Annotated in this window: 26 protein-coding genes and 1 tRNA gene; 11 read left to right on the plus strand and 16 right to left on the minus strand. The window is 69.9% G+C overall.

Going from position 1 to position 24403, the window contains the following annotated elements; translation table 11 throughout:
- Window positions 1–92: 92 nt before the first annotated feature.
- Window positions 93–1538, minus strand: a complete 1446-nt coding sequence (locus tag ACLQ28_RS07815) for a TOTE conflict system archaeo-eukaryotic primase domain-containing protein (protein WP_425685521.1) — start codon at window positions 1536–1538, stop codon at window positions 93–95.
- Window positions 1539–1598: 60 nt separating this feature from the next.
- Between ACLQ28_RS07815 and ACLQ28_RS07820 the strand changes: the two genes are divergently transcribed.
- Entirely contained in the window at window positions 1599–1910 is a 312-nt protein-coding gene (locus ACLQ28_RS07820; protein ID WP_425685522.1) for a hypothetical protein, read from the plus strand.
- Window positions 1911–1916: 6 nt separating this feature from the next.
- The gene (locus tag ACLQ28_RS07825) at window positions 1917–3068 is read left to right on the plus strand and encodes a hypothetical protein (RefSeq protein ID WP_425685523.1); all 1152 of its coding nucleotides are present in this window, start codon (window positions 1917–1919) and stop codon (window positions 3066–3068) included.
- 189 nt (window positions 3069–3257) lie between these two features.
- On the opposite strand, the gene ACLQ28_RS07830 is transcribed toward ACLQ28_RS07825, so the two are convergent.
- The 5 genes from ACLQ28_RS07830 to ACLQ28_RS07850 all read right to left on the minus strand — a co-directional run bounded on the left by ACLQ28_RS07830 (window position 3258) and on the right by ACLQ28_RS07850 (window position 7933).
- Entirely contained in the window at window positions 3258–3476 is a 219-nt protein-coding gene (locus tag ACLQ28_RS07830; protein ID WP_425685524.1) for a hypothetical protein, read from the minus strand.
- Between the two features lie 354 nt (window positions 3477–3830).
- Window positions 3831–4064 (minus strand): hypothetical protein, encoded by a 234-nt coding sequence (locus ACLQ28_RS07835; protein ID WP_425685525.1) that lies wholly within the window; start codon window positions 4062–4064, stop codon window positions 3831–3833.
- Window positions 4065–4299: 235 nt separating this feature from the next.
- On the minus strand, window positions 4300–7038 hold the full coding sequence (locus tag ACLQ28_RS07840; protein ID WP_425685526.1) for a helix-turn-helix transcriptional regulator: 2739 nt from the start codon (window positions 7036–7038) through the stop codon (window positions 4300–4302).
- Window positions 7005–7199 (minus strand): hypothetical protein, encoded by a 195-nt coding sequence (locus ACLQ28_RS07845; protein ID WP_425685527.1) that lies wholly within the window; start codon window positions 7197–7199, stop codon window positions 7005–7007. Before ACLQ28_RS07845 ends, ACLQ28_RS07840 begins: the two co-directional genes overlap by 34 nt.
- 299 nt (window positions 7200–7498) lie before the next feature.
- Window positions 7499–7933, minus strand: coding sequence for a VOC family protein (locus ACLQ28_RS07850; protein WP_110564523.1), 435 nt, complete (start codon window positions 7931–7933; stop codon window positions 7499–7501).
- Window positions 7934–8025: 92 nt separating this feature from the next.
- Here ACLQ28_RS07850 and ACLQ28_RS07855 point away from each other — a divergent pair, with 92 nt between their 5' ends.
- The 3 genes from ACLQ28_RS07855 (at window position 8026) to ACLQ28_RS07865 (ending at window position 9853) form a co-directional block, all read left to right on the plus strand.
- Window positions 8026–8199: a hypothetical protein gene (locus ACLQ28_RS07855; RefSeq protein WP_425685528.1), complete on the plus strand. Its 174-nt coding sequence runs from the start codon at window positions 8026–8028 to the stop codon at window positions 8197–8199.
- Window positions 8200–8789: 590 nt separating this feature from the next.
- Window positions 8790–8862: transfer RNA gene (locus ACLQ28_RS07860), tRNA-Arg, on the plus strand.
- A 397-nt stretch (window positions 8863–9259) separates the two neighbouring features.
- Window positions 9260–9853, plus strand: a complete 594-nt coding sequence (locus ACLQ28_RS07865; protein WP_425685529.1) for a TIGR03086 family metal-binding protein — start codon at window positions 9260–9262, stop codon at window positions 9851–9853.
- A gap of 54 nt (window positions 9854–9907) precedes the next feature.
- Here ACLQ28_RS07865 and ACLQ28_RS07870 read toward each other — a convergent pair whose 3' ends face one another.
- From ACLQ28_RS07870 to ACLQ28_RS07890, 5 genes are all read right to left on the minus strand, one after another.
- A complete protein-coding gene (locus ACLQ28_RS07870) occupies window positions 9908–11230 on the minus strand; it encodes an acyltransferase family protein (RefSeq protein ID WP_425685530.1) in 1323 nt (440 codons plus the stop codon).
- A gap of 132 nt (window positions 11231–11362) precedes the next feature.
- Window positions 11363–11713 (minus strand): DoxX family protein, encoded by a 351-nt coding sequence (locus ACLQ28_RS07875; RefSeq protein ID WP_425685531.1) that lies wholly within the window; start codon window positions 11711–11713, stop codon window positions 11363–11365.
- Window positions 11714–11864: 151 nt separating this feature from the next.
- Complete coding sequence (locus tag ACLQ28_RS07880; RefSeq protein WP_425685532.1) at window positions 11865–12638, minus strand: hypothetical protein; 774 nt, start codon at window positions 12636–12638, stop codon at window positions 11865–11867.
- A gap of 86 nt (window positions 12639–12724) precedes the next feature.
- Window positions 12725–13324, minus strand: coding sequence for an ATP-dependent Clp protease proteolytic subunit (locus ACLQ28_RS07885; protein ID WP_425685533.1), 600 nt, complete (start codon window positions 13322–13324; stop codon window positions 12725–12727).
- Window positions 13325–13458: 134 nt separating this feature from the next.
- Window positions 13459–13956: a helix-turn-helix domain-containing protein gene (locus tag ACLQ28_RS07890; RefSeq protein ID WP_425685811.1), complete on the minus strand. Its 498-nt coding sequence runs from the start codon at window positions 13954–13956 to the stop codon at window positions 13459–13461.
- A gap of 151 nt (window positions 13957–14107) precedes the next feature.
- Between ACLQ28_RS07890 and ACLQ28_RS07895 the strand changes: the two genes are divergently transcribed.
- Complete coding sequence (locus ACLQ28_RS07895) at window positions 14108–15121, plus strand: potassium channel family protein (protein WP_425685534.1); 1014 nt, start codon at window positions 14108–14110, stop codon at window positions 15119–15121.
- 36 nt (window positions 15122–15157) lie between these two features.
- Here the strand turns inward: ACLQ28_RS07895 and ACLQ28_RS07900 are convergent, their stop codons facing one another.
- On the minus strand, window positions 15158–15640 hold the full coding sequence (locus ACLQ28_RS07900) for a MarR family winged helix-turn-helix transcriptional regulator (protein ID WP_425685535.1): 483 nt from the start codon (window positions 15638–15640) through the stop codon (window positions 15158–15160).
- 82 nt (window positions 15641–15722) lie between these two features.
- Here ACLQ28_RS07900 and ACLQ28_RS07905 point away from each other — a divergent pair, with 82 nt between their 5' ends.
- Window positions 15723–16367: an FMN-dependent NADH-azoreductase gene (locus tag ACLQ28_RS07905; protein ID WP_425685536.1), complete on the plus strand. Its 645-nt coding sequence runs from the start codon at window positions 15723–15725 to the stop codon at window positions 16365–16367.
- A gap of 66 nt (window positions 16368–16433) precedes the next feature.
- Here ACLQ28_RS07905 and ACLQ28_RS07910 read toward each other — a convergent pair whose 3' ends face one another.
- The 3 genes from ACLQ28_RS07910 to ACLQ28_RS07920 form a co-directional block, all read right to left on the minus strand.
- Window positions 16434–17468: a 2-oxoacid:ferredoxin oxidoreductase subunit beta gene (locus tag ACLQ28_RS07910; protein WP_425685537.1), complete on the minus strand. Its 1035-nt coding sequence runs from the start codon at window positions 17466–17468 to the stop codon at window positions 16434–16436.
- Complete coding sequence (locus ACLQ28_RS07915; RefSeq protein WP_425685538.1) at window positions 17461–19308, minus strand: 2-oxoacid:acceptor oxidoreductase subunit alpha; 1848 nt, start codon at window positions 19306–19308, stop codon at window positions 17461–17463. The genes ACLQ28_RS07910 and ACLQ28_RS07915 overlap by 8 nt, the downstream gene beginning before the upstream one ends.
- 302 nt (window positions 19309–19610) lie before the next feature.
- On the minus strand, window positions 19611–21074 hold the full coding sequence (locus ACLQ28_RS07920) for a hypothetical protein (RefSeq protein ID WP_425685539.1): 1464 nt from the start codon (window positions 21072–21074) through the stop codon (window positions 19611–19613).
- 128 nt (window positions 21075–21202) lie between these two features.
- Between ACLQ28_RS07920 and ndhC the strand changes: the two genes are divergently transcribed.
- On the plus strand, window positions 21203–21580 hold the full coding sequence (ndhC, locus tag ACLQ28_RS07925; protein WP_088986508.1) for an NADH-quinone oxidoreductase subunit A: 378 nt from the start codon (window positions 21203–21205) through the stop codon (window positions 21578–21580).
- A 67-nt stretch (window positions 21581–21647) separates the two neighbouring features.
- Here ndhC and folP read toward each other — a convergent pair whose 3' ends face one another.
- Complete coding sequence (gene folP, locus ACLQ28_RS07930) at window positions 21648–22517, minus strand: dihydropteroate synthase (protein ID WP_425685540.1); 870 nt, start codon at window positions 22515–22517, stop codon at window positions 21648–21650.
- 156 nt (window positions 22518–22673) lie between these two features.
- On the opposite strand from folP, the gene ACLQ28_RS07935 reads away from it, so the two are divergent.
- Genes ACLQ28_RS07935 through ACLQ28_RS07945 form a run of 3 tightly spaced genes read left to right on the plus strand, consistent with a single transcriptional unit; the run spans window position 22674 to window position 24398 of the window.
- On the plus strand, window positions 22674–23279 hold the full coding sequence (locus ACLQ28_RS07935) for a DivIVA domain-containing protein (protein ID WP_425685541.1): 606 nt from the start codon (window positions 22674–22676) through the stop codon (window positions 23277–23279).
- The gene (locus ACLQ28_RS07940) at window positions 23276–23773 is read left to right on the plus strand and encodes an SRPBCC family protein (RefSeq protein WP_425685542.1); all 498 of its coding nucleotides are present in this window, start codon (window positions 23276–23278) and stop codon (window positions 23771–23773) included. Before ACLQ28_RS07935 ends, ACLQ28_RS07940 begins: the two co-directional genes overlap by 4 nt.
- Before the next feature lie 43 nt (window positions 23774–23816).
- Entirely contained in the window at window positions 23817–24398 is a 582-nt protein-coding gene (locus ACLQ28_RS07945) for a DNA-3-methyladenine glycosylase I (protein WP_425685543.1), read from the plus strand.
- Window positions 24399–24403: the final 5 nt, after the last annotated feature.

A 24403-nucleotide genomic window follows, 5' to 3' on the forward strand; every position in this document is an offset into this window, starting at 1 on the left:
TCCCTCGCTCGTTGTCGTCACTCAGAGCGTCGGTCTCGACCAAGATTCCGGTCGACATGCGGAGGAGAATATCGATCGCCGGCCTGTGACGGTCAGAGCGTGGAGTAGTTCCGGGATCGACGGTGTGGTTGTTCGAACGCGTCCCATACGAGCAGGTTCCCGGTCGGCGTGATCTGGGCCATCAGTGGCCAGCAGCCCACCTCGCCGCACTCGCAGCCCAGCACCGCCGTCTTCGGACCCAGGCCCGGGTTCTCCTTTCCCAGGAAATGCTCATCGAGCGGCCGGTACCGGTAGTACGCGGGAATCAACCCCCGTAGGCGCCGCCTGCCTCGGCCGCCGCCGAGTTGGCCGGGCTTGATGTCGAGGAATTGTTCGATGCGGATGCGCCATTGGTCGGCGAGGGCTTTGCGGTCGACGAGGACGAGGGTGGAGGTGTTGCGGTCGGCGATCACGGCGCAGGCCATGACGGACTTGCCCGAGCCCGGTGGGGCGACCAGAATCCCGTCGTCGTGGGCGAGAACCGCGCCAACCGCGTTGGCCTGCCTGCCGGTGAGTTCGGCGGTGAACGCCGCGTCGATCTCGGTCCCGGAGTGTCGTGCGTCCGTGACGGCCAGCCGCGATCCGGCGCGTTCGACGATGGTGGCGATGATGTGCCGCAGGCCCCGCGGGAGGACCAGGTGATCTTCGAGGGTGAGGTCGTAGCCCGGGATGAAGGGTGCGGTGTCCCAGGTGGACTTGCGTAGTCGCTGCGGCTCGTAGAACTTTGGATTGACCATGGCAGCGGCGTGTTTGAACGTCGCCAGTGCGGCGGGAGTCAGCTGTCTGGCGTCGATGCTCAGCCCGGCACCGGCCTCCGCATGGACCACCGGAGGTAGCGGAGGATGAACCTGCGTCGCGGCGGAGCGGCTCAACGTGGCGACGTCGGCACCGGTGATGGCTTGCTTGGCCTGCCGGGCGACGTGTTCGGCGTCGCCAGGGCTGAGCCGGTCCAGCGTCGACAGGAACGCCCACTGGTCCGCGTACGGCTCGAGCGTGCCGAGGTCGAGGAAGGTGGTCAGTCCGTCCTTGCGGCGGCGGCCCTGCAGCGGTGCGGCGATGAGATTGCCGAAGCCACCCTCGGGCAGGACGTCCTGGTTGGGAAAGAGACGGTCGTACGACCGTAAGTCCATCGACCCGCGCAGCACCATCGCCTCACGCAGCAGGACCGTTCCGACGGCCCGCGCGGTGGCCGCGGAAACAGCGCCGGTGAAGAAGACCCACACGTGGACGCCGCGGCCCGACTGGGAAATCTCCAACGCAGCAGGCACCGCGCTGGCCCGTGCCGCCTTCACGTACGCGAGGGCGTCAAGCATCGCCGTCGGCCCGTCGAAGTCGGCCACGACGAAGTGACAGGTGTTGCCGGGCGTCAGCGGGTACAGACCCAAGAACACGTCGCCGAGCAGATGCGCCGCGACGACCTCCGTCGTGCGGGGAAGGTAGGTGGCACCCCACCGGTCCATCTCCCGCCGAAGATCGACGAACTCGGCCACTGGACCCATGCCGACCATCCTCATGCATCGGGCTCCGAACACCCGGCGCCGGTCCGATATCATCCGCCGATGGCATCGAAGGGGACCGCCGCGCTGGAGGCGATGATCGAGGAAGTCACCGTCGACGCGTACGGCGACGACGAGCAGCTCACCGGCCTGTTCACCATGCTCAAGGAGCATCTGGCGGTGCCGTTCACTACCACCGTCCTCGGCATCGAGGTCACCGTGCGCAAGATCGACCTGATCGCCGACACCATCGTCGCGGTCTGCGCCCGAGGCCGACACCGGCAGAGCCTCGACCTCCTCGACCTGCCGCTACCCACCCCCGCGCCGGACGGCGCCGCATGGATCGACGCCTACCGGCACTGGGCCGGAAGGTAGGCCACGATGAGCGAGTACCAGTACTACGAATTCATCGCCGTCGACCGACCCCTCACCGGCCGGGAGCGGGCCGAGCTGCGGTCGCTGTCGACCCGGGCCGACATCACCGCCACCAGCTTCGTCAACACCTACGAGTGGGGCAACTTCAAGGGCAACCCCCGCACGCTGACGGAACGGTACTTCGACGCCCACCTGTACCTGGCCAACTGGGGAACCCACCAGCTCATGCTGCGGCTACCGAAACACGTGCTCGACCCCGCAACCGTCGCCCAGTACTGCCAGGGCGACAGCGCATCCGCCTGGACCGCCGGCAAGCACGTCATCATCGACCTGCACGACGAGGACGAGGACGGCACCGACGAATGGGACCTCGACGGCCACGGTCTGCTCGCCTCCATCATCCCGGTCCGGGCCGGCCTCGCAGGCGGCGACCTGCGCCTGCTGTACCTGGCCTGGCTGCGCTGCGTACAGACCGAGGAGATCGCCGACGACGAGCCCGAACCGCCCGTCCCCGCCGGACTGGGCACCCTCGACGCGCCCCTCACCGCTGTCGCCGAGTTCCTACGCATCGACTCTGATCTGATTGCGGCTGCGGCGGCCGGGTCAGCGCCAGCCGCCTCCGGTGAACCGACCGCCGCGCAACTACGCACCTGGGTCGTCGGGCTGCCCGCTCGGGACAAGGACACCATCCTGACCGACCTGATCACCGGCGGCGACAACCACCTACGCGGCCGACTGTTGCGCCGCTACCGCGACGCACACCTCACCGACGCGTCCACCCCGGCGGCCGCCCGCACCGCCGGGGAACTACTCGCCACCGCCGCGAAGTTGCGCGCCGAACGGGAACGACGGGACGCCGACCAGCGCGAACACGAGCGGGTTCGCCGGGAACGGTCCGCCGCAGCCGCCCGGCAACGACACCTCGACACCCTCGCGGTCGACCAAACCGCCGCATGGCAGCGGGTCGACGAACTCATCGCCACGAAGAAACCCCGCGAGTACGACACCGCAGTTCAGCTCCTCGTCGACCTACGCGATCTCGGCGAACGCGACGGAGACAGCACATCGGTCCGACAGCGGCTGGCCGAGCTACGGGCGGTGCACGCCCGCAAGCCCAGCCTGCTCGAACGCCTCAACCTCGCAGGCCTCGACACCTGACGCACGGTTCGCGGCCCGGTGACCCTCGCCAGAGTGCGGGAAGGTCGTGAGACCGCCGCGGCGCATCGGAGACGCTCCGGACAGTCGACGCCAATGGCAGCAGGCTCCAGGCGTCCGCCCGGACCCGCAACCAGACATCGAACCGTGTCGCGCCGGCGCAGACCAAATCACCGCCCTGCTGCGACGCGGCTACGTCCGCAAGTGGGTGAACGCGGGCCGCTCCCATGTTCTGGTGAAGCCGAGGGCCCGGTATCCGGGCATGCGGCGTGGGAGTGAGGCGGCAAGGATGGGTGTGGCCGGGTCGTGGTAGTCGTGAACCTCGGCGAGGTCCTTGCCGGGCGCGGCGCGGGGCTGGAATGTGGTCTCGTGGGTGAACAGCGTTCGACGGGGTCCGGCGTCGGGGTGCATCGCTGCCGCGAGGGTGCCTTGTTCCTCGTCGGTCAGGGTGTGGCGGACGGGTCCGAGTTGCCAGGTGACGAGTTGGCCGAGGCCGTCGCGCCGAGTGGCGCGGGCGCTGGGATTCCGTCAGCTTGGCGCTCAGCTGAGCATCCGGATCAGAGCCTGAGCCCCGAACGCCAGTTCGCCGGCTGCGCGGACGGCCGTGCCGAACGCGGCGCGAGTCGCGCGATCAGCGGCAGATGCCGTGCGTTCTCGGGGTCGTTGCCCGTGGAGGCGTTCTGCGGGACCGGACCGGACCGGTGCCGCAGCGACCGGCTGACCTCTGGCGGCCCAGACAGCCGCATCACCGACCGGACTGCCTCGTTAACGGTCCTGCTCGGTTCTCAGCACGCGCATCATTCGCAGGATGCCCTGATAAATCAACACGCCGACGCCGGTGTTGGCTATGGCGAGCCCAGACGCGCCGAGCAACCCCGGCCCGACACTCATCACGTCGTCGGCGGCGAGCAGGACTGGCCACCCCAGAGCGGCGGCGATGAGCGACAACCGCCACCAGCGTCCGAATACAAGGCCGAACAAGATCAGTGTCGGGATCACGGCGATCCGCCCTTCGCTGCTCCCAACATACGCTCATCGGCCGGGCGTCCGCCCCACCCCGCGACGTCACGGAACGGGGCGCCCGCTCGGCGGCAGATGAGGGCATGGGATCGAGCCATCGTGGGCGCCGTCGGCGCGGTGGACCCGGGCAGGGCCGGCGACCCGAGGCGCCGAGCCGGAAACGCCACCGCCGGCGGTGGTTGAGCTTCGCGGAGGGCTGCGCTGGCGGTGGCGGTCAGTGCTGCCCGACGAGGTGGCCCACCTCGGTCCGGGACGAGACGCCCAGCTTCCGCAGGATGTTCGAGACGTGAACGGCGGCGGTTTTCGGTGAGATGTACAGGCGTCGGGCCAGCTCGGTGTTGGTCAGCCCGTCGCTGATCAGTACTGCCACTTCCCGCTCGCGGGGGGTTAGGGCGGTCGGGCCGGTTACCGCAGGCGCCGCGTCGACCGGCGCCATGCCCAGCTGAGCGCGGACCTGGGCGAGCTGGGCCACCCGCCAGCCACGCCACTCGGCCAGCAGGGGTGCGGCCGCCTCCACCTGCGCGGTGGCCTCCTCGCGCCGGTCGTTTGCGAGCAGACAGCGGGCGGCGCCGACGCGTACGGTGCCGCGGGTCGCCGGCCCCAGGATGTGGGCCTCGGCGATGGACAGGTAGCCGGCCAGCGCCTCGGCGTACTGGCTGCGCGCCTCCGCGAGCTGGGCGTCAACGAGTGTCCGGTAGGCGTCCCAGACGTCGGCGTCGAGTAGCGCGGTGGCCATCTGGTCGAGCCGGTGCGCCGGCAAGCCGATATGAAGCGCGGCAGAGATCAGGTCGTGGGCCTGTTCATCGCTGCGCCACGGCTGCTCGAGTAAGGCCGCGATGAGTTCCTCCAGGCTCGCTTCGGCACGCGGGAGGTCGCCGCGACGGCAGGCGAGGTGGAACGCGAGGCCGGGAATCGTCGCCGGCCAGTTGTCGGGCAGCGCTGCCAGGTCGGTGACGAGCTGCTCGACCTGGTCCAGCTCGCCGACCTCCAGATAGAGCCCGGCGAGGAAGACCCCGTGGTAGTCGGCCCAGCGGCCCCGGCGCCGGTAGCTGCGGTCCTGTTCGCGACCCTCCTCCAGCGCCGCGATCGCGGCGCGCAGGTCGCCGGCCCGCACCGCGAGCCGGGCTCGGCCCTGGAAGTACGTGGCCACCGCGAGTGACTCGAAGCCGGCTCGCTCGGCGTTGACCCGCATCCGTTCCAGTGTCTCGGCGTGCTCGGCCGGCGAGGTGGATGGCTCGCCGTGTACCAGGTCGTTGAGGGCACGGGCGGCCAGCACCCACTCGCCCGCCTTTTCGGCCTCGTCAACGAGTGCGGACAGGATCTTGCGGCCGGCGGCGGCGGTCTGCGGGCGCTCAGTGAGCGTCGAGCCCTTCTCGATCAGCGCCGCCAGGCGGACGGCCGGCAGGTCGAATTCGTCCGCCAGCGCCAGCGCGCGGTCGGACCAGAGCAGTGCCGCGTCGAGGTCGTCGCGCAGGTACGCCGACTGCGCGATCGCGGTCATCGCCCGCGCCTGGTCGGCGCCGGGGGGAAGCTGCGCGATCAGGGTCCCGATGTCGTGCGTCAGGGCGCGCATCTCGTCGGTCTCACGGGACTCCCACGCGATGCGGACCAGGAGGTACAGCGACTCAGCCCGGTCGGTCGTGGTGCAGGCGACGTCACGCCAGCGCCGGCCGTACCGCAGGGCGTCATCCAGCAGGCCGGCCAGCCACGTCGCCCGGGCGGCGCCGGCAAGCAGGCCGGTGTCGTCGGGCACCTCGTCGAGGCCCATCTCCGCCAGCTGCAGGGCCTGGTAGGCGGAGCCGATGGAGAGGTAGAGCGCAGTGCCGCGGCGGGCCGCGGCGATCATGTCGTCGTACCGGCCGGCGCCGCGGGCGTGGTGCGCCACCATGGCTGGGTCGGAGGCACCACCTTTCAGGAGTACGTCGAGTGCTGTCTCGTGCAGCCGGCGCCGCTGCCGGCCGAGCATCTGGTCGGCAATCGCCTCGCGCACCAGCGCGTGCCGGAACGCGAACTCGTCATCGCCGGACTCGACCAGCACGCCCCGGGTGACCAGGTCGCGCAACACGGCGATGAGCTCGTCCTCGCCCACACCGGTCACCTCGGCGAGCAAGTCGAACGGGATGCGGTGGCCGAGCACGGTAGCCGCCTCGACGACGCGGTGGCTGACCGGGTCGAGGTCGTCGACCTGGCGGCGTAACACCTCGGCGAGGCTCCACGGCAGCGGCTGCTCGACCAGCGCCTCCACGTCGTACCCGGGCAGCGCGCGCAGCAACTCCTCCAGGAAGAACGGGTTGCCGCCAGTGCGGTGGTGCAGTGCCGCCACGGCGCGCAGCGGCGCCGGAGCGCCGGTGGCCGCCGCCAGCAACGCCGCGGTCTGCGAGGGGATGAGGCGATCCAGACGTACGTGGGTGACGGTGTGCCGGCGTTCCATCCGGGCCAGCAGGCCAGCCACCGGTTGGCGGCGGGTCACCTCGTCCGGCCGGTACGTTCCGATGAGCAGCCGCGGCCCGCGCTGGTCGGCGATCCGCTCGAACAGCGCCGCGCTCTCCGAGTCGGCCCAATGTAGGTCCTCGAAGACGATGACCGCGGGGGAGTCGCCGATCAGGTCGGCCAGGATGGCGAGGCCGGTGTGCAGGCGCTCGACCGGGCTGCGCCGCGAGTCCGCGAGGGCCGCAAGCTGCTCCTCGTCGCTCTCTGGACGGCCGTCGATAGCGTCCAGGAGCACCTCGTACGGCCGAGACAGCGAGCCGGGTTCCGCCTGGCCGACCAGCACTACGGTCTCCGCCGACACGGTTGTCAGCAGCTCGTGCACCAGCCGGGTCTTTCCGATGCCCGGCTCGCCCGCGATGAGCGCAACCGCCGGCTCACGCGCCGAAGCGAGCTGCGCCAACCGGCGCAGCTCGCTTTCCCGCCCGATCATCATTGGGCTGGCACCGCCGCGGATGGTTCGCACGACGTGAGGGTACCGTCGGGCTGTCCACGGACGGCCAGGGCGTTACGGGCCAGGCGGGCCCGGCGGGCGCTGGTGAGTAGGCGCTCCCTGTCGGCCTCGGCGATCAACTCGCGGCGACGATGGTTCGCCAGAGCCAGCATCGTGCCCGGGTCTATCAACATGGCTTGTCTCCTTGTCAACCGCTGATGGATCAATCGTCGGTTGACAAGAGTGCTGCCACATCGGGCAGCGCTTACCTATCTTCACTGCTCAGCGGGGTTTAGCGGAGTGCGCGGGCCGCCTAGGCATACCTAGTGCCTGCAATCTTCAAGGGCGTCCACCAGTAGAGGTCACCGGATGCGGGGGGCATCGGGGGCGAGGGGTGGTTCTGGATCAGGACCGTTGGCGCGCTGCGGGACGGCGACCCTCGCGGTGGTGAACTGCACCAGTCGACTCGCGAAGGTGCCACGTTCGCGGCCACTCAGGCGAGACAGAACTCGTTGCCCTCGATGTCCTGCATCCCGAGGCACGACTCGTTGTCGCCATCGGCGCGCAGTAGTCGCCCGCGTACCGCGCCGAGCGCGACCAGTCGTGCGCATTCGGCCTCAAGTGCGGCCAGGCGCTCCTCACCCACGAGCCCGGTGCCGACCCGCACGTCAAGATGCACCCGATTCTTGACGACCTTGCCTTCGGGAACGCGCTGGAAGTACAGTCGCGGACCCACACCTGAGGGATCACTGCAGGCGAACGCTGAACCCTGACGCTCAGGCGGCAGCGTGCGATTGAAATCGCCCCAACTAGCAAACCCCTCCGGTGGCGGCGGTACGACGTACCCCAACACCTCGCACCAGAAGCGAGCGACGCGCTCAGGATCTGCGCAGTCGAAGGTGACTTGGATCTGTTTGACCGATGCCATCGGCCCACCATAGAGGCGGGGTCTTTCGTCGTCTCCACGGGCCCGAGGCTAGCTGCGCCACCGCGCCCCGATGAAGCGCCAGACCCGCGAGGATGAGCACCTGCCCGGGCCCCGGGCCCATGGCCCGTCGTACGGCGGTACGCCTCGCACATTGCGTTGAAGGCCTCGGGGAGCAGGGCGTCCAAGCCTTCACCCGCCGCCAGCCGCTGCCGCATCGTCGCCGCCAGACCGGGCAGATCGACGTGCTGTCCGCTGGCCAGGTGTGAAGCGTGCCGCGCGATGGCCCGTAGCAGCAACCGATCCCTGTGCGCCATCGAGCCGAGCATCGTTAGCCCATCGCCGAACGGCTCACACCATCGTACGTCGCTGAAGGCATAAGTCACTCCGTCAATGTCCTGCTGCCTGGGGCGGGTCACGCCGGTGTTTTGACCAACCGGGCCGTCCCAGTCGTACTCACGGTCCTCCGGGGCATGTTTACCAGCACATGATCGGGCGCACTGTCATCGGCCATGAGCGGACGCCCGGTGGGGAACGTCGTAGTCGGCATCACGGCGGAGTCCGAGCGCCCCGGGGTGAGCGCCCCATGGCCCCCTGGCGGCGACGACGAAGGCGCTGTATGGACGCCACGTTGTTGATCTTTGATGACGTGCTCGATGTGTGCTCTCCAGCGGATGCCAACCCGGGCGAACCGGTGCCAACGCGGGTCACCGCGGCCGACCGCCGGTCGCAAACCGGGGTTCGTGTGCTCGGCGTGCGGTCCTGGGCTGGGAGAACGGCGGTCCGGGGAACATGGGTGAACGTGGGCCACTCCCTGCCACCCCAGGTGAACCCCCAGGTCGCTAGACTAGGCCCTCGCGCCCCCGTAGCTCAGGGGATAGAGCATCGGTTTCCTAAACCGTGTGTCGCAGGTTCGAATCCTGCCGGGGGCACCTCGAAGATCAGCCGAATTGCTATCCGAGCTGGCAATACGCACGTTTCTCGACGGGCCAAGCCACGCCGTTCAGAGCCTCAGCGATCCGGTCGTTGACGGTGGCCTCTGCCCCGTCGATGCACCTGGCATAGACCTTGAACAGTAGGTCCACGGACGTGTCCGGCCTGGTCGGCCACCTCGGTGGCGGGCACGCCAGCGTTGAGCCACAGCACACAGCAGCGTGCCGCAGGTCGTAGGGCCGACCAGCGAGCCAACCTGGCGCGCCTCATCCCACAAATAAGGCTTGTACGGAACGGAACGTTCCGCTACTGTCAGGAGTGGCAGAACGGTCCGTTCCGTTCCGAACTGCCGGCGGGATCGCTTCAGCTTTCGCCGGACCCTATCGAGGAGAGACGATGACCGCGACCAGCACGTGGACGATCCTGGACCGCGCCCACGCGGCACTACGCGACGCAACCGCCGCATTGACCGCCGCAGACCTCGGCAAGCCGACTCCCTGCGCGGAGTGGAACGTCGTCCAAGTCCTCCAGCACTCGGCCGGCGACCAACTCGCCTTCGTCGCGGCGATCACTGGGCAGAACGGGCCGACCGAGAACCCGTTCACTCCGTCGGGCGTGCTGGCAGGCACCCCGGCTGAGCTGGTGGAGCCGACCCTCACTGCCTCGGCTGCCGCTTTCGCCATGGTCGACCCGGCCGGCACGACGCCCACCCCGCTGCCGCACGGTGCCCTGCCCGCCGCCACGGCGGCCGGTGCCGCCGCCCTCGATGCCGGCGTCCACGCCTGGGACATCGCGATCGCGGCCAGCCAGCCATCACCGCTCGACGACGACCTCGCGGCGCAACTCCTGCCCGTGGCCAGGGCGATTGTCGAGCCGCTGCGCCAGTACGGCGCCTATGCGCCCGCGCTGGAGCCCCGCGAGAACGACAGCGCTGCGGCGAAACTGCTTCGTTACCTCGGCCGCGACCCGCTCTGGACGCCGGCGAGCTGACCCGTCCCGGTCGGCCCGGACCGGCCTCGCCTCCTCCTGCCGATGGGCCGCCGACTACCGGTCATGTGTCGTGATTCCGGGGAGTCCGGGCCCGTGATCCGGATACCTGCTCGCCCTCTCGGGTGCACGTGAGCGGGCCGGATCGGTGTCGTGGCTCAGGACACCGTGCCCGGTCAGGACGGCCTCGGTGCGCTGAAGGACCACCGTGGGCGCCTCGTGCGGTGCCTGCGGAGCCTGCGGAGCCTGCGGTGCCTGCGGAGCCTGCGGTGCCTGCGGTGCCTGCGGTGCGGGCGGCACGCGGCGTGGGTAGAGGTTGCGCAGGAAACGCTCCACCGGGTGTTCGACCCATCGGTAGCAAGCCCACGCCAGGGCGATGCCCAGCACCGTCCAGACCAGCAGAACCTTGAGGTTCGCCCAACTCGCAGGGCTGGTCTTGACCGTGCCCATCAGCCAGTAGATGACCGACAGGTGGACCAGGTAGAAGGCGTAGGACCAGGCGCCGAGGGAGACCAACGGCTTGCTGCGAAGGAACGACGGCCGGCCGGAGACGTCGCGAATCGCTGCCGCAAGCACCACGAGTACGCAGGCGGGGATCAGGCCCTGCTGCGACCAGTGCGCAGCCCACCAGCCCTGCCGTGCACCCCACCACAGAAGCAGCACCGATGCCGGCACCGTTGACAGGGCGAGCCACAGGTTGATCCGCGGCCGCCATCCGCGTAGAAGCGCAGCGGCGGTGATCATTCCCAGTAGGAATTCGATGAATCGGACCGGCGGGAACCGGATGAACCAGGAGAGCTGGATCCAGTACTGCTTCGGGTCGATGAAGTCCTGCACGAAGAACCAGTAGGCCCATTCGATGGCCATGCCGGCCGCCGCGATTATCGCGAGCGCCGGCAGCCGCAGCCGCAGCAGCGGCCGGATGACGAACGGGAAGAGCAGGTAGAAGAACGCCTCGCAGGAGACCGACCACGCCACCGGGTTGGCGACGAGATGGGCCGCCGGGGGGAACCACGACTCGGTCAGCGACAGGCTCAGCAGGGTGCGCTTCCAGGAGTCGTGCCAGACCTGGTCGAAGGCCACCCAGGCGATGACGGTGCTGACCGCGAGCGCGGGCCAGACCCGGGCGAACCGACGCCAGTAGAACGCCCCGGTGCTCACTGCGGGGGAGAACGACCAGGTCAGCACGAAGCCCGAGAGCACGTAGAAGAACGTGACCCCGGCGTCGCCGAATCGGAAGAAGTCGCCGAGCTTGATGTCGTTGACCGTGGGCAGCTTGATGATCTGGTTCGCGTGGAACAGGAATACGGCGAACGCGGCGAACCAGCGCAGCCCGGTCAGTGATTCGACCCGGGGCATGCGATCTTTGGGAGAACTCATCGTGATGTGGCACCTTTTGGGGCATCCGCCTGACCGAGGGTCGGCTGGGCGCTCCAGGCATGATGCCAGGTTTCCCGCCGCCATGACGGACGAGTCGCGCCGGAACCTGGAGCGACCCAAGCGCTACCGCTGCTACCAGTGGTAGGCCAGGTTCACGGCTAGCGTGGCCACCACGGTGATGAAGAAGACTGCCCACCCCACGAGCTGGCGGGAACCCACCCGCAGGTGCGCGATGAGCGCGCCGACGAAGTACAGCACGAGGCCAGCGGCGGCGAGCGTCCCCAGCAATGGCACGGCGAACCCGGCCAGCAGCCCAAGAGAGCCGGCCGCCAACAGCATGCCCAAGCGCGGCACCCACGACCGTGGGATCCGCTTCATGTCCGCTTGGGCCTTCGGGTAGTCGTGGCCGATCAGGTAGGTGACTGCGGCGATGGCGGTGAAGACCGAGGCGAGGATGGTGACGGTGACGTACGCGGCGAACATGTGCCCTCCTTGTGGCTTGTCTGCCTCAAGGACGGGGTTGCGCTGCGAAATGTTACCTGCGGTGCTGTGACCTGGGGCACTCTGCAGAGCGTGGGCTACGGGGAGACCGCAGCCCACGCTCGACCGGTGACGCCTAGGACAAACCGACCTGTCAGAAGTACTTGTACATCTCCGCGGAGGCCGCCTCGGTCTCGCTGGCGGGTGGCGCCTCCACCGTGACCGGCTTGCCGAAGTCGCTCATGCGCATCTCGGTGACGAGGTCACCCAGCGTCTTCGTGGCAATCGTGTAGGAGAGCGCGGTGAGGCGCCCCTCGGCGTCGAGAGTCGCCTCGAACGGGATCGCCGTCGGGTCCTTCGCCAGCTTGGCGGACGACTCGAGGCCTTCCCGCATTCCGGCATCGGTGCTGGCGGCCGCGGCGGCCTTCCCCAGGTCGGCGACGCCGGTGTAACGGCCGCCGCTCGCCTCTTGGGCGGACACGACGCCGCCGATGATGCCGGTCTGCGACTTCATGTCAAAGGACTGGCGCAGCGTGCTGTTCGGCTTGAGCTTGGTGAGGTCGAGCTTCATCCACGGCTTCTCACCGTCGAGCGATTCGGACTTGATGTAGGCGGCGTCGCCGATCAGCCGCGCCTCCATCGGTTCCGGGGCCTTGCCGCTGATGTGGAACGCGCGGGTCGCTGGGTCCATCTTTCCGCTGAGGGTGATCGACTGGTTGCCAGCCTTGACCGAGGCGTCCATGGTGAGCGACTTGGCAAGGCTGCGGTCCATGCCCTGCTTGATGGCGGCGACCGGCTCGAGTTTGGACGTTGCCGGGGCGGCGGCGGAGGAGGGAGCGTCCGCTACCGGGTCGTCGGACTTGGTGCCGCAGCCGCCGACGAGGGCGACGGCGAGGGCAATCGTTAGGGTAGGGATCAGTCGGCGCATAGACGTGACCCTAATAGGCGGCCGCCACCGACTTTTCACGAGTGGCGGCAGTGCCCCCTCAGGCCATCGTGTGGCGGCCGCACGCATCAGACCGTTGGTAGCTGCTCGGCCCGGGTGAGCACCTCATCGATGAGGCCGTACTCCCGGGCCTGCTCGGCGGTGAACCAGCGGTCCCGGTCCCAGTCTCGCTGGATCTCGTCGAGCGTCCGTCCACTGTGTTGAGCGATCAGTTCCTGCATCGTCCGCTTCACGTGCAACATGTTCTCTGCCTGGATGGTGATGTCGGCGGCGGTGCCGCCCATCCCGCCGGACGGCTGATGCATCATGATCCGCGAATGCGGCAGCGCGTACCGCTTGCCGGCCGTGCCCGCACAGAGCAGGAACTGCCCCATCGAGCCGGCGAACCCGAGCGCCAGCGTCGCCACGTCGTTGCGGACGTAACGCATCGTGTCGTAGACCGCCATCCCCGCGCTCACCGACCCGCCCGGCGAGTTGATGTAGAGGAAGATGTCCCGGTCGGCGTCCTCGGCGGCGAGCAGCAGGATCTGTGCGCAGATCTGGTTGGCGGACTCCTCCGTCACCTCGTTGCCGAGAAAGACGATCCGCTCCCGCAGCAGCCGCTCGAACACATGGTCACCGAAGGACGGCTGTCCGCCGTCCAGCATCCGCACGTCGTACCCGATCATGTGCCGCCGCCTTTCACCGCGCCGGCGGGCGGCGGACCGCCCGGTGGACCGGCCCCTCCAGCGTGCGTGCGACGGCCTCGGCTGGCCCAGGGATTCTGCCGCCGGCAGATCCGCCGACGGCAGAATCGCGCGGCCTACGCGGCGGTCAGCCACCGCAGGCCCAGCCGGGCCTGCTCGTTGTCGGCCAGGGCGGCGGTACGCGGGCCGGGGTGCGAGCCGCCAGCGGAGACCATCGCGTCGACGCCGAGGCTCGGGTCGGTCGCCTCCGGCCCGCGGTGCAGGACGAACCCGCCGATACGTGGACCCACCAGCAGGGTGGCGTTGCCGATTTCGTGTCGAGTCGCGTCGACCCGCTCCAGGTGGGTCAGCACGGCGCGCGGCGCGGCCGGGAGTCGGGGCTCGACCCGGCGCATGTCGTCCCGGGCTTCCCCGAGCAGGTCGGCGAGGCTGATGCCGAGCGCCCGGCAGATCGCCGCCAGCACCTCCGACGAGGCCTCCTTGCGGCCCCGCTCCACCTCCGACAGGTAGGGCACCGAGACGTCGGCCGCCGCGGCCACCTCGCGCAGCGTGCGGCGCTGACGCTGGCGGTGGCGGCGCAGCACCCCGCCAATCACTCGTCGTAGTAACGACATGCGGGCCTCACTCTCGCGGTCGTCGTCCGGGAACAGTCCCATCATGCCTGCTGCCGGATCCGCCGGATGCCCGTGCGGGCCCGCACCGCAGCACGGCGCGTACCCGCTATGTTGTGGGCGTGCAGGCGACGGTGGCGGAACAGGTTCGACGGTGATCCATTTTCCCGCGCAGCGTCGGGGGCCGCTGAGCGCGCTGAGCCTACGGCTCGCCGCCGCCCTGGGCCTGGTCTTCGCCGTGGTCGCCGCGGTCTACCTGGGCCGGGACGGCTACCGCGATGTCAACGAGGACGGCCTCACCCTGCTCGACTGCTTCTACTACGCGGTCGTGTCGCTCTCGACGACCGGCTATGGCGACATCACGCCGGCCGCGCCGTCGGCCCGGCTGGTCAACGTCCTCTTCATCACTCCGGCCCGAGTGATCTTCCTGATCATCCTGGTCGGCACCACCCTGGAAGTTCTGACCGAGCAGTACCGGACCGGCCGTCGCCTGTCGCGGTGGAGGAGAGCCGTGAAGGACCACGTCATCATCTGCGGCTACGGCACGAAGGGGCGCAGCGCGGTCTCCGCCCTGATGGAGAACGGTCTGGACCGGTCGCGAATCGTGGTGGTGGAGCGCAGTGCTGCCGCCCTGCGGCAGGCCACCTCGGCCGGGCTGGTGGCCATCGAGGGGTCGGCGACCCGTTCGTCGGTGCTGAACGAGGCCCACGTCAAGAACGCGAAGGCCGTGATCATTGCGACCGACAGCGACGACGCGTCGGTGCTGGTCGCGCTGACCGTGCGGCAGCTCACCGCCGGGCAGGTCCGGATCATCGCGGCGGCACGGGAGGCGGAGAACGCGCCGCTGCTCAAGCAGAGCGGTGCACACCACGTGATCGTCTCCTCGGCGACCGCGGGCCGGCTGCTCGGCCTGTCCACGTCGGCCCCGCCGCTTATCGACGTCGTGGAGGACCTGCTCACTCCGGGTCAGGGCATGGCGCTGGCGATGCGCTCGGCGGAGCGGGACGAGGTGGGTCGCTCGCCGCGCGAGCTGGAGTCGTTGGTGATCGCCCTGGTGCGGCGGGGCAAGGTGGTCACCCTGGCCGACCGGGCCGGCGCGGTGATCGAGACCGGCGACATGTTGGTGCACGTGCGCGACGACCGCCCGCAGTCGCCGACGACCGCCTGACCGTTCCGCCGCAGCCGTGGCGGGCAGATCGCGGCGTCAGAGCGGGTCGTCGGCCGCGCAGATCGCCGCGGTGCAGTTCATCGGCGTCGTGGCGGCGGCGGCCCGCCGAAGCAGCTCGTAGAGCGTCTCCCGCTCGGTGGGATCCAACGCCCCCAGCACCTCGTTCTCGGCACCGGCGAGTGCGCATTCGGCCTCGCTGAGGCGTTTTGCCCCGTCTTGGGTTAGTTCGACGACGTGTCGGCGACGATCCTCGGGTGAGCGGCGCCGCTCGACCAGTTGCTCCGCTTCCAGATCGTTGAGCAGCCCGACGATGTTGGTGCTGTCCATCTCCAGGATGGTGGCGAGCGACTGCTGGCTGGTGCCGCCGCCGGCGCGCAGCACGGTGAGCGCGACCAGATGCCGGGGGCGTAGGCCCAGCGGCGCCAGCACCGTCTCCGACCGCAGTCGCATCCGCCGGGCCAGATGGTCCAGGAGTGCGCCCGAGCGGTGCTCCGAGGGGTCAAGCGGCGGGGCGGACATGTGACCCAGTCTACCGAGCTGACGGAACATCTGCCTGCTATAAATAGTTGATGCTGCACAGACGATCCTTGGAGGAGCAATAATGCATCTGCTGCATATCGACTCAAGCATTCGGGGTGACTGGTCGGTCAGCCGGCGGCTCACTGCCCGCGCGGTCGCCACGTGGCGTGCGGCCCATCCGCACGGCACGGTGACCTACCGGGACCTGGGCGCAGATCCGCTGCCGCACCTGGACGCGGCGGGCGGGCTGGCCCGGATGACACCGCCGGACCAGCACACCCCGGCGCAGCGTGAATCCTGGGAGCTCAGCGAGCGGCTGGTCAACGAGGTGAAACAGGCCGACGTGGTGCTGCTCGGGCTGCCGCTCTACAACTACGGCGCGCCCAGCAGCGTCAAGGCGTGGGTCGACCACCTGATCGTGCCCGGCCTGGCCTTCGACCCGACGACCCAGCAGGGCCTGCTCGGCGAGCGCGAGTTCGTGGTGCTGGCGACCCGGGGCGGCGGCTACGGCGAAGGCACCCCGCGCAACGGCTGGGACCACGCCGAGCCGTGGCTCCCGCACGGCCTGTCGATGACCGGCATGGAGCCGCGCTTCATCAGCACCGAGCTGACCCTGGCCCCCTCCGTCCCGGCGATGGCCGAGCTGATCCCGCTGCACGAGGCGAGCCTCGCGGCGACCGAGAAGGAGATCGACAACCTCTGGACGCCGGCCTCCGCCCAGCGCTGAGCGCCGATACGACGAGAGCGGCCGCCCCCGGTTTTGGGGACGGCCGCTCTCGTCATGAAGTACGGGTCAGACGATCGTCCAGGTGTCGCCGCTGGCCAGCAGGCCGGCGAGCTGCTGCTCGGGGGTCTCGGTGACCTTCGCCTTGGCGGCCGCGAGCTGACCCTGCACCACGCTGTCGTAGGACGGGCGGTCCACCGAGCGGAAAACTCCGATCGGGGTGTTGCGCAGGTCCAAGCCAGGCAGCCGGGACAGCGCGAAGGCGTACGCCGGGTCGGTCACCGTCGCGTCGTGCACGACGATCTCCTCCGGGCGGACCGAACTGGTCTCCCGGACCTCCAGACCAAACGCGCCCGGCGGGTGCACCACGCAGAACTGCCCGTCGGCCCCGAAGGTGATCGGCTGCCCGTGCTCCAGGCGGATCAGGTAGTCATCCCGCGTGGACGGGTCCTTGAGCTGCTCGAACGCCCCATCGTTGAAGATGTTGCAGTTCTGGTAGATCTCCACGAACGCCGAGCCCTCGTGCTCGGCGGCGGCCCGCAGCACCGACTGCAGATGCTTACGGTCGGAGTCGATGGTCCGGCCGACGAAGCTGGCCTCCGCACCGAGGGCGAGCGAGAGCGGGTTGAACGGGGCGTCCGCCGAACCGGCCGGAGTCGACTTGGTGACCTTGCCGACCTCGGACGTGGGCGAATACTGACCCTTGGTCAGACCGTAGATCCGGTTGTTGAACAGCAGGATCTTGAGGTTGACGTTGCGCCGCAACGCGTGGATCAGATGGTTGCCACCGATGGACAGGGCATCACCGTCGCCGGTGACCACCCAGACCGACAGGTCCGGCCGGGACACCGACAGGCCGGTCGCGATCGCCGGGGCGCGGCCGTGGATCGAGTGCATCCCGTAGGTGTTCATGTAGTACGGGAAGCGCGACGAGCAGCCGATCCCGGAGACGAAGACGGTCCGTTCCCGGGGGATGTTCAGCTCCGGCATGAACTGCTGGATGGCCGCCAGGATGGCGTAGTCACCGCAGCCGGGGCACCAGCGCACCTCCTGGTCGGACTTGAAGTCCTTCGCGGTGAGCTTGAGAGCGACAGGATCAGACATTCTTCAGGACCTCTTCCAGCGTCGTCTCCAGCTCGGCGGCCGTGAACGGCAGGCCGCGGACCTGGTTGTAGCTGATCGCGTCGACCAGGTAGCGGGCCCGGATGACGTGGGCGAGCTGGCCCAGGTTCATCTCCGGGATGACCACCTTGTCGTACGAGCGCAGCACCTCACCGAGGTTGGCCGGCATCGGTGCGAGATGCCGCAGGTGCGCCTGGGCGATGGACAGGCCACGCTGGCGCACTCCGCGGCATGCGGCGCCGATCGGCCCGTACGTGGAGCCCCAGCCGAGGACCAGCACCCGGGCGTCACCGTCCGGGTCTTCGACCTCGATGTCCGGGACCGGAATCGTCTCGATCCGGGCGGCCCGGGTACGAACCATGAAGTCATGGTTGGCCGGGTCGTAGGAGATGTCACCGGTCTTGTCGGCCTTCTCCAGGCCACCGATCCGGTGCTCCAGCCCCGCCGTGCCGGGGATCGCCCACGGGCGGGCCAGGGTCTCCGGATCACGCAGGTAGGGCAGGAAGGTGGTGCCGTCCTCGCCGTTGGGCTCGGTGGCGAAGTCGACCCGCAGGTCGGGCAGCGACTCCACGTCCGGCAGCAGCCACGGCTCGGAACCGTTGGCGACGTAGTTGTCGGACAGCAGGATCACCGGGGTGCGGTAGGTCAGCGCGATCCGGGCTGCCTCCAGGGCCGCGAAGAAGCAGTCCGATGGTGACCGGGGCGCGATCACCGCGACCGGTGCCTCGCCGTGCCGACCGTAGAGCGCCATGTTGAGGTCGGCCTGCTCGGTCTTGGTCGGCATGCCGGTCGACGGGCCGGCGCGCTGCACGTCCACGATCACCAGCGGCAGCTCCAGTGCCACCGCGAGCGAGATCGTCTCGCTCTTGAGTGCCACGCCCGGGCCGCTGGTGGTGGTCACGCCGAGCGAGCCGCCGTACGACGCTCCCAGCGCCGCACCGACCGCGGCGATCTCGTCCTCGGCCTGCACGGTGAGAACGCCGAAGCGCTTGTGCTTGCTCAGCTCGTGCAGGATGTCCGACGCGGGCGTGATCGGGTACGCGCCGAGGAAGACCGGCAGCCCGGAGCGGACCCCGGCGGCGACCAGCCCCAGTGAGAGCGCCGCGTTGCCGGTGATGTTGCGGTAGGTGCCCGGCTGCATCTTCGCGGGCTTGACCTCGTAGCGGACCGCGAAGTCCTCGGTGGTCTCGCCGAAGTTCCAGCCGGCCTTGAAGGCGGCGACGTTCGCCGCGACCAACTCCGGACGGGCCGCGAACTTGCGTTCCAGGAAGCGCAGTGTCGACTCGTAGGGTCGTGAATACATCCAGGAGAGCAGGCCGAGGGCGAACATGTTCTTCGACCGCTCGGCGTCCTTCTTGGACACCTGGTGGGAGGCGAGCGCGCCGACCGTCATCGAGGTCAGCGCCACCGGGTGCACGACGTAGCCGGCCAGCGAGTCGTCGTCCAGAGGGCTGGCCTGGTAGCCGACCTTGGCGAGGTTGCGCTTGGTGAACTCATCGGTGTTGACGATGATGTCCGCGCCACGAGGCAGGTCGGCCAGGTTGGCCTTGAGGGCCGCCGGGTTCATCGCCACCAGCACGTTGGGCGCGTCGCCCGGGGTGAGGATGTCGTAGTCGGCGAAGTGCACCTGGAAGCTCGACACGCCGGGCAGCGTGCCGGCGGGAGCCCGGATCTCGGCGGGGAAGTTTGGCAGCGTGGAAATGTCGTTGCCGAGTTGCGCCGTCTCCGAGGTGAAGCGGTCGCCGGTCAGCTGCATGCCGTCGCCGGAGTCACCGGCAAACCGGATGACCACTCGGTCGAGTTGACGGATCTGCTTGGTCACGCCTGCACCTCGCTTCGCTGCGCGTGGTCGCGCGGGCGGCTGAACATGATGGTGACCTCGCCTTGCCCGGCCACAGGACCTCCTTGACGCGACGTTTCACCGCACCGCCCGAGGCTGGTCCGGTCGCTGTCGTTCCTACCTGAGAGCCTACGTCTAAGGGAGTCCTAACAATGCCCGCAGGTCCGCCGACTGGGACCGGACCAGGCCGAGAAATGCCTACGTTTGCGGCCTTACGCCCCGCCCGCCGTAATTCAGATCACCGTCGGAGCACGCCGACGACCCCCGCCGAGGTCCCGAGTCGATCAGTCGGCGGGGCTGGGCGCCGGCTCCGACGCCGGGGCGGCGAGCCTGCGGCGCAGCGAGGTGGTGGCCAGCGTGAGAGCCAGCACCACCAGCAGCGCGGAGACCACGATGAGGACGACCGCGGTGCGCTGCACCGAGGTCATCCCGCCGTCGTCGTTTGCACCACCCCCAGGGAGTACGCCCTGGGAGCCGGTCGGCGCGGGCGGCGAGAACACCGGCGTGGCCAGCGCGGCCGCCGAGGTGATCCGGAAACTCATCTGCACCTGTCGGGTCGGGCCGCTGCGGGGGTCGAGTTGGCCGATCACGGCACCGGACAACGGCGCTTCCCGCTGGGCCTGCGGCGTCGCCTCCACCGGCAGCCGCAACTCGGCGGTCCTGCCCGCCAGCACCAGACCCGCGTCGCAGCGGGTCCGGGTCTCGTCGATCGCCACGCAGCCGGGCGGTGGGGTTGGAATGGTCACCCCGGCCGGCAGGACGACCTCGACCTGGCCGGCAGCGTCCACCGTGCCGGTGTTGCCCAGCCGGAGAGCGAGGGTACTGGCGGTGCCGCTGATGTCGAAGGCCACCTCGTCGGCGGCCAGAGCGATCCCAGGCACCGGCGGGCCGGGCGGGAAGAGCACCGCGAAGCCCTGGTCGTCGGCTGCTTCCCCGGGCACACCCGGCGCGTCCGCGACGACCTGGACGGAGCCGGCGAGGGGCATCTGCCTCCACGCGGTGCCGTCGACCCGTAGGCGGAGCAGGGCGCTGAACCGGACGCCAGCTCCGGCCGTCCAGGCCCCACAGCGGTACGCGCTCCCCCCGGCGGCGCTGCAGCCCTTCGTCCCGGCGTCGGTCAGCCCGGCCGGCAGTGTGTACGAGAGCCGGATCCGCTGCGCGGTCGTGCCGGTGTTGTGCACCGTGACCTGCAAGGTGGTGGCCGTGCTGGCCGCGTTCCAGTACGCCTCGGTGAGGGTGACGTCCTGCGTGGTGACCTGCACGCCCAGCGGGTTCGGTGGCGTCGCCTCCGGATGAGGGGCGGGCGGCCGTACCGGCGGGACCGGGGACGCTGGTGGTGCTGATGGCGCTGGTGGCACCGGGGGCACCGGTGTGGGCGGCCCACCTGGCGCGGGCGCGGTGGTCGACGGTGCCGGCGGCACCTCCGGGGCGGTGGTCTCCGGCGCCGGCGGCGTCGTCTCCGGCGGCGGCGCGGTGGTTTCCGGTGCCGGATCGGTCGGCGCCGGATCGCCGCTCGGTTCCTCGGTCGGGGTCGGTTTCTCCGACGGGGTGGTCTCGGGGTCACCCCCAGGTTCGCTGACCGGGTCGGTCACCGAGACGACCGGGTCCGCGTCCGGCATGGCCGCGCTGGCCCAGGCCGGCCCCACGGCGAGCGCCGCGAGCAGACCGAGCGCCAGCGCGGTCCCCAGCAGAGGCGTGGAACGCCGCCCCTCCGCCCGGTTACCGGGCGATGCTTTGACGCGGGCCATCTGTCCTCCGGTGACATGGTGGGTGCCCAATGTTCGGTAACAGTTACCCCGGCGCACTAGTCCCATCTGGAAACAAATCCGTAACGTGTTTGGGACGGCCCTTCCGGGCGGACGGTAGGCTCCCGATTGTGACCGGATACCTGGGCTCGTACGCGACGCTCGGGCTCCTGCTGCTCGCCAGCGTTCTGTTCTTCGTTACGGCGTTCTCGGCCAACCGGGTGTTACGCCCCGCGCGTCCGGCCGACCCGCCCGGCAAGCGGGCCAGCTACGAGTGCGGGCTCGATCCGGTCGGCGCGGACTGGGCACAGATGCAGATCCGCTACTACGTCTACGCGTACCTGTACGTGCTGTTCGCGGTCGAGGCGGTGTTTCTCTTCCCCTGGGCGGTGGTCTTCGACCGGCCGGGCTTCGGTCTGGTGACGGTGGTGGAGATGGCGGTGTTCGTGGCGGTGCTCGCGCTGGGCATCCTCTATGCCTGGCGTAGGAACATCCTCCGCTGGACCTGACCGCCGCGACCTCCGGCGATCGTGCCGGTCATCCCGGCGGTTCGCGGTCGGTTACGCCGACGACCGGTCAGGCCAGGCCCCGGCGGGTCGCCGCAGGCGGACGGTCACCTCGGATCGAGGCAACCAGGTCCAGCACTCGACGGGTCGGGCCGACCTGGTGGGCCCGAAACACCCGGGCGCCCAGCCAGGCCGAGATCGCCGTCGCGGCGAGCGTCCCCTCCAGCCGTTCGGGCACCGGCAGGTCCAGCGTCTCGCCGATGAAATCCTTGTTGGAGAGCGCCACCAGCACCGGCCAGCCGGTGCCGGTCAGCTCGTCCAATCGGCGGGTGATCTCCAGGGAGTGCCGGGTGTTCTTGCCGAAGTCGTGTGCCGGGTCGATGAGGATGCCGTCGGGACGTACCCCTGCCGCCACCGCGCGCTCGGCGAGCCCGGTCACCGTCGCGACCACGTCGGCGACCACGTCCTCGAAGGCCGCCCGGTGCGGCCTGGTCCGGGGGACCAGGCCGCCGGCGTGCGAGCAGACCAGGCCTGCGCCGGTCTGCGCGGCCACCCCGGCCAGGGTCGGGTCGGCACCTGACCAGGTGTCGTTGAGGAGGTCGGCGCCGGCTGCCACGGCCTCCGTCGCCACCTCGGCACGCCAGGTGTCGATGGAGATCACCACCTCCGGAAACGCGGCCCGGACGGCGGCGATGGTGTCCACCGTGCGGCGGATCTCCTCGGCCACGTCCACGTCCACGCCGGGGCCGGCCTTGACCCCGCCGATGTCGATGATCGCCGCGCCCTCGTCCACGGCCCGTTCCACCGCGCGCAGAGCGCTGTCGGCGGCGAAGGTGGCCCCTCGGTCGAAGAACGAGTCTGGCGTGCGATTGATGATCGCCATCACCACCAGTTCGCCGGGGGCGAATGTGCGCCCACCCAGCCGAAGCGCCCCGGCCATGCCCGCCTCCTGAGAGTCCGCGCCGTCGCCGCCGCGTCGGCCGATCCCGACGCTAGTCGGTCGCCCGACCGGAACTCCGGGCGGGCGTCGGCACGGATCCTGATCCGGCCGGGTGGCGGGGTCGCTACCGGCCGCCTGCCATGCCACGATCAGTACATGGGTCAGCTTCTGCTCTTCCTGGTCGTGGCATTGACCGTCGCAGCGGTGATATTCGGCGTGACGGTGCTGGTCAGCGGCCGTGATCCCGGTCTGGTGTCCGCCGAGCCGGATTCGCGGGCCGTGGCGTTGCCGGGCACCCGGCCGTTGCGCGAATCGGATGTGGGTGCGGTCCGTTTCGACACCGGCTTGCGCGGGTACCGGATGGCCCAGGTCGATCAGGCGATGCGCCGCGCCGCCTACGACATCGGCTACAAGTCGGAGCTGATCGGCGTACTGGAGGCGGAGGTCACCGCGTTGCGTGAGGGCCGCACCGAGGACGCGGACGTGCTGCGCGACGCCCGTGAGCAGTCCGCCAGCAAGGTCACGAACACGGACGGAGCGGAAACGGGCGCCGATGCGTCGCCGGCCGATGACGCGGCCACCGGGGCGGCTCCGGTCGGCTCGACCTCGGCGGGCCCACTGCCGGCCGCAACCTCGTCCCCGGCGGATTCCGACGGCGCGGCACCGGCCGACGCTCCCGCCAACGGCGAGCCGACCGATGGTGAGCAGGCCGACCGTGGCACCGGGCAACACGACGCGGTGGTTCGGTCGGAGTCGGCGTGACCGGCCCCGACGGGGCCGACGATCTTCGAGAGGCTGCCCAACCCGGTGCCGGTGAGGTGACCGCCACGGTGATCGTCGACGCCCCGGCGGAGCGGGTCTTCAGCGGGTTGCTCGCCTGGGAACGCCAGTCCGACTGGATCCCGTTCACCCGCGTCCGCGTGGTCGAGGGCGACGGGCGCGAGGGCAGCCGGATCGAGGCGGTGACCGCGCTCGGCCGGGCCACGCTGCGCGACGAGATGCGGGTGGTCCGGGTCGACGAGCCGTACGAGATCGGCGTGGTGCACTACGGCCAGTTGCTGCGCGGCCCGGGCGTGCTGCGCTGCACCCAACTGGGTCGAGCCCGCACCCAGGTCGTCTGGCACGAATGGTTCCACCTGCCGGGCGGCCGGGCCGGCCGACTGGCCTGGCCGGTGCTCTGGCCCGGCTCCAAGCTCGGCCTCACCCAGGCGCTGAAGAGGTTCGCCCGTCTGGTCGAGCAGGGCCGGCTGCCCTGACCACGCTCGGCGGCGGCTGCCAGCCCGCACTAGCGTGTACGAGGTGACTGACCTGGTGATCGGTGCGGACGGGCTGGCTCGCTGCGCCTGGGGGTCGAGCACCCCCGACTACGCCATCTACCACGACACCGAGTGGGGGCGGCCGGTACGCGGCGACGACGCGCTCTACGAGCGGATGACGCTGGAGGCGTTCCAGTCCGGGCTGTCCTGGCTGACCATCCTGCGCAAACGCCCGGCGTTCCGGCTGGCCTTCGACGAGTTCCACATCCCGACCGTCGCCGCGTACGACGACACCGACGTGACCCGGCTGCTCGCCGACGCCGGCATCGTCCGCAACCGGGCCAAGATCGAGGCGGCGATCGTCAACGCCCGCGCCGCACTGGAGGTGCCGGAAGGGCTGTCCGCGCTGCTCTGGTCCTTCGCCCCGGAGCCTCGGCCGGCACGCCTCGCCTCGTTCGCCGAGCTCGCGCCGATCACCCCGGAGTCGACGGCCATGGCCAAGGCACTCAAGAAGCGTGGCTTCCGGTTCGTCGGTCCGACCACCGCCTATGCGCTGATGCAGGCCACCGGCATGGTCGACGATCACATCGTCGGCTGTCACGTCACGCTCCCGCCGGCGGCGTGATGAGA

It is taken from the genome of Micromonospora sp. DT201, from assembly GCF_049841575.1.
Lineage (GTDB): Bacteria > Actinomycetota > Actinomycetes > Mycobacteriales > Micromonosporaceae > Micromonospora.

What these genes read in the sequence shown, in the direction of transcription:
- ACLQ28_RS07815 (WP_425685521.1), bottom strand. Translation starts at nt 1,538, where the DNA reads ATGGGTCCAGTGGCCGAGTTCGTCGATCTTCGGCGGGAGATGGACCGG.
- ACLQ28_RS07820 (WP_425685522.1), top strand. Translation starts at nt 1,599, where the DNA reads ATGGCATCGAAGGGGACCGCCGCGCTGGAGGCGATGATCGAGGAAGTC.
- ACLQ28_RS07825 (WP_425685523.1), top strand. Translation starts at nt 1,917, where the DNA reads ATGAGCGAGTACCAGTACTACGAATTCATCGCCGTCGACCGACCCCTC.
- ACLQ28_RS07830 (WP_425685524.1), bottom strand. Translation starts at nt 3,476, where the DNA reads ATGCACCCCGACGCCGGACCCCGTCGAACGCTGTTCACCCACGAGACC.
- ACLQ28_RS07845 (WP_425685527.1), bottom strand. Translation starts at nt 7,199, where the DNA reads ATGTTGATAGACCCGGGCACGATGCTGGCTCTGGCGAACCATCGTCGC.
- ACLQ28_RS07850 (WP_110564523.1), bottom strand. Translation starts at nt 7,933, where the DNA reads ATGGCATCGGTCAAACAGATCCAAGTCACCTTCGACTGCGCAGATCCT.
- ACLQ28_RS07855 (WP_425685528.1), top strand. Translation starts at nt 8,026, where the DNA reads ATGAGCACCTGCCCGGGCCCCGGGCCCATGGCCCGTCGTACGGCGGTA.
- ACLQ28_RS07865 (WP_425685529.1), top strand. Translation starts at nt 9,260, where the DNA reads ATGACCGCGACCAGCACGTGGACGATCCTGGACCGCGCCCACGCGGCA.
- ACLQ28_RS07870 (WP_425685530.1), bottom strand. Translation starts at nt 11,230, where the DNA reads ATGAGTTCTCCCAAAGATCGCATGCCCCGGGTCGAATCACTGACCGGG.
- ACLQ28_RS07875 (WP_425685531.1), bottom strand. Translation starts at nt 11,713, where the DNA reads ATGTTCGCCGCGTACGTCACCGTCACCATCCTCGCCTCGGTCTTCACC.
- ACLQ28_RS07880 (WP_425685532.1), bottom strand. Translation starts at nt 12,638, where the DNA reads ATGCGCCGACTGATCCCTACCCTAACGATTGCCCTCGCCGTCGCCCTC.
- ACLQ28_RS07885 (WP_425685533.1), bottom strand. Translation starts at nt 13,324, where the DNA reads ATGATCGGGTACGACGTGCGGATGCTGGACGGCGGACAGCCGTCCTTC.
- ACLQ28_RS07890 (WP_425685811.1), bottom strand. Translation starts at nt 13,956, where the DNA reads ATGTCGTTACTACGACGAGTGATTGGCGGGGTGCTGCGCCGCCACCGC.
- ACLQ28_RS07900 (WP_425685535.1), bottom strand. Translation starts at nt 15,640, where the DNA reads ATGTCCGCCCCGCCGCTTGACCCCTCGGAGCACCGCTCGGGCGCACTC.
- ACLQ28_RS07905 (WP_425685536.1), top strand. Translation starts at nt 15,723, where the DNA reads ATGCATCTGCTGCATATCGACTCAAGCATTCGGGGTGACTGGTCGGTC.
- ACLQ28_RS07910 (WP_425685537.1), bottom strand. Translation starts at nt 17,468, where the DNA reads ATGTCTGATCCTGTCGCTCTCAAGCTCACCGCGAAGGACTTCAAGTCC.
- ACLQ28_RS07920 (WP_425685539.1), bottom strand. Translation starts at nt 21,074, where the DNA reads ATGGCCCGCGTCAAAGCATCGCCCGGTAACCGGGCGGAGGGGCGGCGT.
- folP (WP_425685540.1), bottom strand. Translation starts at nt 22,517, where the DNA reads ATGGCCGGGGCGCTTCGGCTGGGTGGGCGCACATTCGCCCCCGGCGAA.
- ACLQ28_RS07935 (WP_425685541.1), top strand. Translation starts at nt 22,674, where the DNA reads ATGGGTCAGCTTCTGCTCTTCCTGGTCGTGGCATTGACCGTCGCAGCG.